This is a genomic window from Phocaeicola sp., assembly GCF_048170425.1.
Lineage (GTDB): Bacteria > Bacteroidota > Bacteroidia > Bacteroidales > Bacteroidaceae > Phocaeicola.
Genome location: NZ_DBEXBB010000009.1, coordinates 1 through 8,613 on the forward strand (window position 1 = coordinate 1; position 8,613 = coordinate 8,613).

10 protein-coding genes are annotated in these 8,613 nt (G+C 44.9%); 8 read left to right on the forward strand and 2 right to left on the reverse strand.

The window, feature by feature from the left end; all coding sequences use genetic code 11:
* The 6 genes from ACMJ0U_RS00255 to ACMJ0U_RS00280 all read left to right on the forward strand — a co-directional run.
* A partial coding sequence (locus tag ACMJ0U_RS00255; RefSeq protein ID WP_417127393.1) for a Crp/Fnr family transcriptional regulator occupies positions 1-616 on the forward strand: 616 nt, incomplete at its 5' end.
* Between the two features lie 34 nt (positions 617-650).
* Positions 651-2,690 (forward strand): M3 family metallopeptidase, encoded by a 2,040-nt coding sequence (locus ACMJ0U_RS00260; protein WP_417127394.1) that lies wholly within the window; start codon positions 651-653, stop codon positions 2,688-2,690.
* Positions 2,691-2,708: 18 nt separating this feature from the next.
* A complete protein-coding gene (locus ACMJ0U_RS00265; RefSeq protein ID WP_417127395.1) occupies positions 2,709-3,182 on the forward strand; it encodes a DUF4847 domain-containing protein in 474 nt (157 codons plus the stop codon).
* A gap of 11 nt (positions 3,183-3,193) precedes the next feature.
* A complete protein-coding gene (locus ACMJ0U_RS00270) occupies positions 3,194-3,628 on the forward strand; it encodes a deoxycytidylate deaminase (RefSeq protein ID WP_417127397.1) in 435 nt (144 codons plus the stop codon).
* Between the two features lie 5 nt (positions 3,629-3,633).
* On the forward strand, positions 3,634-5,286 hold the full coding sequence (locus tag ACMJ0U_RS00275; protein ID WP_417127398.1) for a S41 family peptidase: 1,653 nt from the start codon (positions 3,634-3,636) through the stop codon (positions 5,284-5,286).
* Between the two features lie 6 nt (positions 5,287-5,292).
* Positions 5,293-5,856: a 5-formyltetrahydrofolate cyclo-ligase gene (locus ACMJ0U_RS00280; protein ID WP_417127399.1), complete on the forward strand. Its 564-nt coding sequence runs from the start codon at positions 5,293-5,295 to the stop codon at positions 5,854-5,856.
* On the opposite strand, the gene ACMJ0U_RS00285 is transcribed toward ACMJ0U_RS00280, so the two are convergent.
* Together ACMJ0U_RS00285 and recF are read right to left on the reverse strand one after the other, a co-directional pair.
* Positions 5,831-6,121 carry a DciA family protein gene (locus tag ACMJ0U_RS00285; protein WP_007561091.1) on the reverse strand — a complete coding sequence of 97 codons (291 nt, stop codon included), beginning with the start codon at positions 6,119-6,121 and terminating at the stop codon, positions 5,831-5,833. The genes ACMJ0U_RS00280 and ACMJ0U_RS00285 overlap by 26 nt on opposite strands.
* Positions 6,108-7,229 (reverse strand): DNA replication/repair protein RecF, encoded by a 1,122-nt coding sequence (gene recF, locus ACMJ0U_RS00290; protein ID WP_417127400.1) that lies wholly within the window; start codon positions 7,227-7,229, stop codon positions 6,108-6,110. Before recF ends, ACMJ0U_RS00285 begins: the two co-directional genes overlap by 14 nt.
* A gap of 148 nt (positions 7,230-7,377) precedes the next feature.
* Between recF and ACMJ0U_RS00295 the strand changes: the two genes are divergently transcribed.
* Together ACMJ0U_RS00295 and ribH are read left to right on the forward strand one after the other, a co-directional pair.
* Entirely contained in the window at positions 7,378-8,055 is a 678-nt protein-coding gene (locus ACMJ0U_RS00295) for a tetratricopeptide repeat protein (RefSeq protein ID WP_417127402.1), read from the forward strand.
* A gap of 104 nt (positions 8,056-8,159) precedes the next feature.
* Positions 8,160-8,613: 6,7-dimethyl-8-ribityllumazine synthase (ribH, locus tag ACMJ0U_RS00300; protein WP_417127403.1), on the forward strand; the 454-nt coding region annotated here is incomplete at its 3' end.

An 8,613-nucleotide genomic window follows, 5' to 3' on the forward strand; every position in this document is an offset into this window, starting at 1 on the left:
CGACATTCTGGAAAAAGTAAAAATTCACTTCAATAAATATGAACCTGGAAGCTGCCTGGTAAGACAAGATACTCCATGCAACCAGCTCATTTTTGTGCTGGGTGGAGAAGTACAGATAGAATCCAATGACAGAACCCATAAATATACGATTTGGGAAAATTTTAAAAGCCCCAATGTGATAGAACCTTATTCTTTGTTTGGTATGCGTCCGTATTTCACAGCATCTTACACCGCAGTTACAGAAGTCAACACGCTGAACATTGATAAAGCATACATCCTCAATGAGCTATGCCGGTATGAAGTGTTCAATCTGAATTATATGAATATGCTGAGTAACCGGAGTCAGGTGATTTACAACAAGTTGTGGAACGCACATATAGGAAAAACACGCGACAAGATTATCAATTTCCTTCTGCTGCGCTGTATGACTCCTTACGGAGCGAAAAAACTATCTATCCGAATGGAAGATCTGGCACGCTTGATTGACGATACCCGTATCAACGTATCGAACGTACTGAATGACCTTCAGAACCGAGGACTGATTCAACTGGGACGACGTACTTTCAGTATCCCAGAACTTCGGGAAGTGGTACTTCTGTTAAACAAGAAAGACTAAGTGCAATCACACCTATTATTTTATGTGGAACAATATGAGCAATCCATTTTTACAACCTTATTATACACTCCACGATACTACTCCTTTCCAAAAGATACGGATTGAAGATTATGAACCGGCTATCCGGGAAGGTATGAGGCTGGAGGATGAAGAGATACAACTGATTATCAGTAATCCGGAAGAGCCGAGTTTCCAAAATACCATTCTGGCTTTGGAACATGCCGGAAAAGTCCTCGACCGGGTCACTACCGTACTTTTCAACTTGCTGAGTGCAGAAACCTGCGACGCGCTGGAAGAAATAGCAGAAAAACTGACTCCGGCTCTGTCTGAACATGCCAACAACATCAGCCTCAACGAACAACTATTTGCCCGTGTAAAAACAGTGTACGATAAAAAAGAGTCTCTGCAACTGAGTCCTGAAGAACGCCGCCTGCTGGAAAAATCGTACGATGGTTTTGTACGCAACGGCGCCAATCTGTCTGAAAAAGACAAGACTGTATTCCGAAAGCTGAGTATGGAACTGAGCAGTCTGACACTGAAATTCTCTCAAAACCACTTGAAAGAAACCAATGGGTATGAGCTGGTACTACATACTGCCGACGAACTGGCCGGACTTCCGGAAAGTGCCATAGAGGCAGCCGCACATACAGCGCAAGAAAAAGGGAAAGAAGGTTGCTGGGTAATCACCCTGCAGGCTCCAAGCTACGTTCCTTTCATGAAATACAGCGACAAAAGGGAACTGAGGAAGACACTCTACATGGCTTATAACACCCAGTGCTGTCACGACAATGAATTCAACAACCTGAAGATTGTGGAACAGCTGGTCAACCTCCGCATGGAGCTCGCACAATTGTTGGGCTTCAAGAATTATGCCGAATATGTACTGAAAAAACGCATGGCCGAGAACAGCGAAAATGTATACAAACTGTTGAACGACCTGCTGGAGGCTTATATACCGACTGCCCGTCAGGAAGTAAAAGAAATCGGTGCCCTGGCTCGCGAACTGGGAGGTGAAGACTTCGAACTGATGCCGTGGGATTTTTCTTACTATGCGGAAAAGCTGAAAAACCGGAAATTCAGCCTGGATGAAGAAGCGCTACGGCCTTACTTCGAACTAAGCCGTGTAAAGGCCGGTGTATTCGGACTAGCTACCCGCTTGTATGGTATCACTTTCAAGGAAAATAAGGAAATTCCTGTATATCATCCGGACGTACAGGCGTATGAAGTGTTCGACCGCGACGGAAGTTTCCTGGCTGTACTTTATACCGACTTCCATCCCCGTGAAGGCAAGCGTTCGGGTGCCTGGATGACCAGCTACAAAGAACAATGGATAGACGACAACGGATGCAACAGCCGTCCACATGTGTCTGTCACCATGAACTTCACCAAACCGACCAAGGACAAACCTGCCCTGCTGACATTTTCGGAAGTAAATACCTTCCTGCATGAGTTCGGACACGCATTGCACGGCATGTTTGCCAATACTCGCTTCCAAAGCATGAGTGGAACCAATGTGTACTGGGATTTTGTGGAACTTCCTTCACAAATCATGGAAAACTTTGCCATAGAAAAAGAATTTTTGAATACATTCGCATGTCATTACCAGACAGGTGAGCCCATTCCTCAAGAACTGATTCAGCGCATCGTTGATGCCTCCAATTTCAACGTGGCATACGCCTGCCTGCGCCAGCTTAGCTTCGGATTCCTTGATATGGCCTGGTACACTCGCCAGAGCAAGTTTGAAGGAGACGTAAAAGCCTACGAAAAAGAGACGTGGCAACGTACACAATTGCTTCCGCAACCAGAAGATACCTGCATGAGCGTACAGTTTGGCCACATCATGTCGGGAGGATATTCTGCCGGATATTACAGCTACAAATGGGCTGAGGTGCTGGATGCCGATGCTTTTTCCGTATTCAAGGAAACGGGTATCTTCAATCAGGACACCGCCCGTTCGTTCCGTGAGAATATCCTGTCAAAGGGAGGAACCGAGCACCCGATGACATTATACAAACGCTTCCGTGGCCAGGAACCGACCATTGAAGCATTATTGAAAAGAAATGGTATAAAATAACTCTATAACCCACAGGGTATGAAAACTTTAAAATATTTCTTTTACACCTTATTTATTACACTTTCATCTTTTCTCTATGGGTGTAATCAAGAAGACGACATTTATGAAATCTTCGATAGTGGAGTATGGCAACTGGTAAACTACTATACAGGAGGAGACTGGGACTCCAACAACGACCGATATGCACGCCCTGCATATATTGAAGCACAAGATCTGGAAGTCCTAAGTAAAATTTCAATCACCTTCAAAAACGACGGTACCTTTACCGGAACTCTTGATGGAGGCACATTTGAAGGAAAATGGCAAGCAAATCCAGGTGACAGAAGTTTTGCTGTAATTGGCGAAATAAAAGCTTCTATCCAGCTGTCAGGAAAGAATGCAGAATTTATCAACAAGCTAAAACTCGCAAGTTATTATAAAGGAGACAGCAAAAGACTTCTCCAGCTCGCCCCTGATGCCCGCACTACCTATATGCAATTTACCCACAAATAATATACCCCATCATGAAACAAACGGAACATAAGCAAGAAATACTGGACAAACGCTACATGCGCATGGCCTTAATCTGGGCAGAGAACTCCTATTGCCAACGACGGCAAGTAGGAGCACTGATTGTCAAAGACAAGATGATTATTTCAGACGGTTATAACGGTACACCTGCCGGCTTTGAAAATGTATGCGAAGATGAGAATGGAGTAACCCGCCCCTATGTGCTTCATGCCGAAGCTAATGCCATTACCAAGATAGCCCGTTCCAGTAACAGCAGCGAAGGAGCGACCATGTATGTCACTGCTTCTCCTTGCATCGAATGTGCCAAGCTAATTATTCAAGCCGGCATCAAACGAGTAGTATATGCAGAAAAATACCGGTTAGAAGACGGACTGGATTTACTGAAAAAGGCTAATATTGAAGTTGTATATCTTAACCCCAATGAATAAATAACATGAAAAACAATAACACACGCTTTGTACCGTTTTTGCTGGCCATCTGCCTGATTGCGGGCATCGCCATCGGCACATTCTATGCCAATCATTTTTCAGGAAACAAGCTGGGCATCATCAACACTTCATCCAACAAGCTGAATGCTTTGCTGCGGATTATTGATGACCAATATGTAGATACGGTAAATATGGGCGAACTGGTGGAAGAAGCCATGCCGCAGATTCTTTCGGAGCTCGACCCGCATTCTTCCTATATTCCGGCCAAGGACCTGGAGGCTGTGAATGCCGATTTAAAAGGTAGTTTCAGCGGCATCGGTATTCAGTTTACCATTCAGAATGACACCATTCATGTAAACAGTGTCATTCAGGGTGGTCCTTCAGAAAAAGTAGGTTTGATGGCAGGTGACCGTATCGTAGAAGTAGATGACTCTGCTTTCGTCGGCAAAATTGTGACAAACAGCGAAGCCATGAAACGCTTGAAAGGTGAAAAAGGTAGTAAGGTGAAATTAGGTGTCTACCGCCCGGGCGAAAAGGACTTGCTTCATTTCACCGTTATTCGTGGGAATATTCCAGTGAAGAGTATCGATGCAGCCTATATGATTAATGAAAAAGTAGGCTACATAAAAGTCAACAAGTTTGGTGAAACCACTTATCCGGAACTGCTCATCGCACTGGCCAAACTGAATCAGAAGAACTGTGAAGGTCTGATTGTCGACCTGCGTGGAAACACGGGAGGTTACATGGCAGCTGCCATCCAGATGGTCAACGAGTTCCTGCCTAACAACCGTCTGATTGTCTACACTCAGGGACGCAAGTCACCGCGCGAGGACTATAACTCCAACGGAACAGGAAGCAATCAGAAAATGCCGCTTGTAGTACTGGTGGACGAAGGTTCGGCCTCTGCCAGCGAAATCTTTGCCGGAGCCATCCAGGACAATGACCGCGGTACCATCGTAGGACGTCGTTCTTTCGGAAAAGGTCTGGTACAGCAGCCCATTGAGTTCAGCGACGGCTCTGCCATCCGTCTGACCATCGCACGCTACTACACCCCATCCGGACGCTGCATACAGAAACCTTACGAGAAAGGAAAGGAATCGGAATACGAACTGGATTTGCTCACCCGTTATGAACACGGTGAGTTCTTCTCTGCCGACAGTATCAAGCAGGATGAAACAGAAGTATATCGCACCCGCCTGGGCCGTCCGGTATATGGAGGAGGAGGTATCATGCCCGACTTTTTCGTACCGCAGGATACGACCGGTATGACGTCGTATTTCCGCATGGCTGCCAACCGTGGACTGATTATCCGCTACACGTTCGACTATACCGACCAGAACCGCAGCATCTTGCAGAAATATGATACTCCGAAAAAGATGGAAGCTTACCTGAAAGGACAAAACCTGCTGAACAAGTTTGCCGCATGGGCTGAGAAAAAAGGGCTGAAACGCCGTAACAACCTGATGATGAAGTCACACAGCTTTTTCGAAATGAGCTTGTACGGAAATATTATCTATAACATGTTGGGTATGGAAGCATACGTGGAATACCTGAATGAATCAGACAAAACCGTACTGAAAGCCGTAGAGATTCTGGAAAAAGGCGAATCTTTCCCTCAGGCCCCGGCTCCTCAGACAGCAACCAACAAAAGGAAATGATACCTCATGGATAAAAGGGAATTGCGACGGTTAATCGCTCGACAAAAACGGAATTATTCCGTTGCTCAAAAAACAGAATGGTCTTCCAGCTTGTTTCAAAAGCTGGAGGGCCATCCATTATTTTTGCAGGTACATACCCTCCTGCTCTATCACTCACTGCCCGATGAAGTACAGACACACGAATTCATCAAGCGCTGGCATCCATACAAGCACATCGTGCTTCCCCTTGTCAAAGGAGAGGAACTGGAATTCCGGTATTATGAAGGGGAGGATTCATTACAAGCCGGTGCTTTCGGCATTGAAGAACCCACCGGTAGTCTGGTAGAAAACCTGCATGAAATAGAGTTGAGTATTATTCCTGGTGTGGCCTTCGACTGCTCAGGCAACCGCTTAGGACGCGGAAAAGGGTATTACGACCGTGCCTTGACCAAACTACAATCTTACCGCATAGGTGTATGCTTTCAATTCCAACTTCTTCCGCATATTCCTGTAGAAGCCACAGACCTGCCTATGGATGAAGTATGGACGGAACGAGGCTGTGCATTCAGCGGAACACAATGTTCACAATAACCTGAGATCCGACCTGAGCATTCAGGTTACGAATCAGCATTTCACGTCCCATCATTAACTCCTGACGAATCACGGAAGAAGAAAGGCTGACATAAAGTACCTGATTTTTAATAAAAAGATTTGTGGTGTAACGGGTAATAACCGGTCCTACTACATCTTTCCAGGCATCAACCAGACGATACTCATTCAAGGGAGTTTCCAACCCTTGCTGGCGAAGAAACTGCCGGAGCACATCGCCAATCTGTTCTGTGTTATTCCGCTTCATAAGACTCCTTTCGTTCGGACACTTCTCCGTTTTCCACTTCAAACAGCTTGTAATCGCCCTCTATCTTTTTCAAGATACGGTCCAGATGGTCACGGTTGGTATCGGTAATAAAAATCTGTCCGAAATTATCTCCTGCCACTAACTTGACAATCTGCTCCACACGAAGCGCATCCAACTTGTCGAAAATATCATCCAGCAAAATTAAAGGAGTCGTTCCGCTTCCAGTACGCTTCAAAAATTCAAACTGCGCCAGTTTCAGGGCAATCAGATAGGTTTTATTCTGCCCTTGAGAACCTTCCCGCTTCATGGGAAACTCTCCCAACTGCATAATCAGATCGTCCTTATGAATGCCTTTCAAAGAATACCCCATCACTCGGTCACGCTGACGGTTAGCACGCAACAAGGCAAGCAAACCACCCTCTGCCGCATGCGACTGGTAAAAAAGTTTTACTTCCTCCTGATTTTGGGATATATAAGAATAGTATGACTGGAAAATAGGAATAAACTCGTCGATGAACTGCTGACGTTTACGGAATACCACTTCACCCGTAGAAGCCATCATCTCTTCCCATACGTTCATCAGTTCCTCATCGGGTTCCAATTCCGCCTTCAACAACGTATTACGTTGTACCAATGCCTTATTGTAGCGAATCAGCGCATCCAGATACTCACGGTCGAACTGCGAAATCACCAGGTCCATGAAACGTCTTCTTTCCTCACTACCTCCAGCAATAAGTAAAGTATCAGCCGGAGAAACCATCACTAAAGGAATTAATCCGATGTGGTCGGACAAGCGGGTATATTCTTTCTTATTCCGCTTGAACTGCTTCTTCTGCCGACGCTTCAACCCACAATACACTTCTTCCGGCTCACCGCCTTCAGTTTCATAAAAGCCTTGCAGCACAAAGAAGTCCTGTTCGTGCCGTATATTCTGAGAATCAATGGGGTTAGTTGCACTCTTACAAAAAGAAAGATAATACACGGCATCCATCAGGTTGGTCTTTCCCATTCCGTTCTTTCCGATAATGCAGTTCATCTTGCGGGAAAAAGCCAGCTCGGCCTGTTCCAGGTTCTTATAATTTAATATCGAAATGCGTTTAAGCCACATAAAAACAATCACTATTTGGGATACAAAATTAACAATAAAAGCAAGATTGATTAAAAAAACTGCCCGCAAATTTCATTTATACACATAAATCAACTACTTTTGCTGTCCAAATACGTGGATTGGAAAAATAATAAAAAACAAATATCAAATGACTGAACAAAAACACACTAACGACCCGTTGAATGTAGACGAAGCGCTCAGCACTTCAGAAGCATTCCTGATTAAAAACAAGAATGTACTTTTGGGAGCAGCAGTTGCTCTGGTAGTTATCGTCGGAGGCTTCCTCGGATACAAACATTTCATTTCTGAACCGAATGAGCTGAAAGCTTCAGAAGCTATCTTCAAAGGTGAACAGTACTTCGGAACTGATAACTTTGAGGTTGCCTTGAAGGGCGACAGTCTGGGATATGCAGGCTTTGTGAAACTGGCAGACGAATTCAGCGGTACAGATGCAGGAAACCTGGCAAACGCATACGCAGGACTTTGCTATGCACAGTTAGGCAAATACGAAGATGCTATCAAGTATCTGGATAAATTCAGCGGTGATGATTTACTGGTTGCTCCTTCAGTAATGGGAGCTTTGGGAAACTGCTACGCACAGACCGGACAGCTTGACAAAGCCGCCGCTACTTTACTGAAAGCAGCCGACCGTGCCAACAGTTTGTCAATTAGCCCGATTTTCCTGATTCAGGCTGGACAAATCCTGGAAAAGCAAGGAAAAAATGCAGAAGCCGTAGAAGCTTACAAGCAGGTTAAGAACAAATACGGTAACTCATATCAGGCAATGGACATTGATAAGTACATAGAACGTGCTTCTTTGAAATAAACCATAAAAAACATACTTCTATTAGTATAAGTATCATTCAGGCCGGACCGAGGTTTTTCAGTCCGGCTTTTTTCTTAAACATACAAACTTAAAAGACAAACAATATGGCTACAGCTTATCACAATCTTTCAGACTACGACTTTAACTCCGTACCCGATGCCTCACAGATGCGCTTCGGTATCGTGGTGTCTGAATGGAATCACAACATTACAGGAGCTTTGCTTGAAGGAGCGGTCAACACATTAAAAAAACATGGAGCAAAAGATGAAAACATCCTGGTATATCCTGTTCCTGGCAGCTTTGAGCTGACTTTCGGTTCGGCACAGCTCGTAAAAAGCGGAAAGGTAGACGCTGTGATTGCATTAGGTTGCGTAGTGCGTGGTGATACCCCTCATTTTGACTATGTATGCGCCGGAGCCACACAAGGCATTACAGAACTGAATGCAACAACCGATACACCAGTCATTTACGGACTCATCACGACCAACAACATGCAACAAGCAGAAGACCGTGCAGGAGGGAAATTAGGAAATAAAGGTGATGAATGCGCGATTACAG

Bases quoted from the DNA above. Each gene is read 5' to 3' on its own strand.
- ACMJ0U_RS00260 (WP_417127394.1), top strand. From the start codon at position 651: ATGAGCAATCCATTTTTACAACCTTATTATACACTCCACGATACTACT.
- ACMJ0U_RS00265 (WP_417127395.1), top strand. From the start codon at position 2,709: ATGAAAACTTTAAAATATTTCTTTTACACCTTATTTATTACACTTTCA.
- ACMJ0U_RS00270 (WP_417127397.1), top strand. From the start codon at position 3,194: ATGAAACAAACGGAACATAAGCAAGAAATACTGGACAAACGCTACATG.
- ACMJ0U_RS00275 (WP_417127398.1), top strand. From the start codon at position 3,634: ATGAAAAACAATAACACACGCTTTGTACCGTTTTTGCTGGCCATCTGC.
- ACMJ0U_RS00280 (WP_417127399.1), top strand. From the start codon at position 5,293: ATGGATAAAAGGGAATTGCGACGGTTAATCGCTCGACAAAAACGGAAT.
- ACMJ0U_RS00285 (WP_007561091.1), bottom strand. From the start codon at position 6,121: ATGAAGCGGAATAACACAGAACAGATTGGCGATGTGCTCCGGCAGTTT.
- recF (WP_417127400.1), bottom strand. From the start codon at position 7,229: ATGTGGCTTAAACGCATTTCGATATTAAATTATAAGAACCTGGAACAG.
- ACMJ0U_RS00295 (WP_417127402.1), top strand. From the start codon at position 7,378: ATGACTGAACAAAAACACACTAACGACCCGTTGAATGTAGACGAAGCG.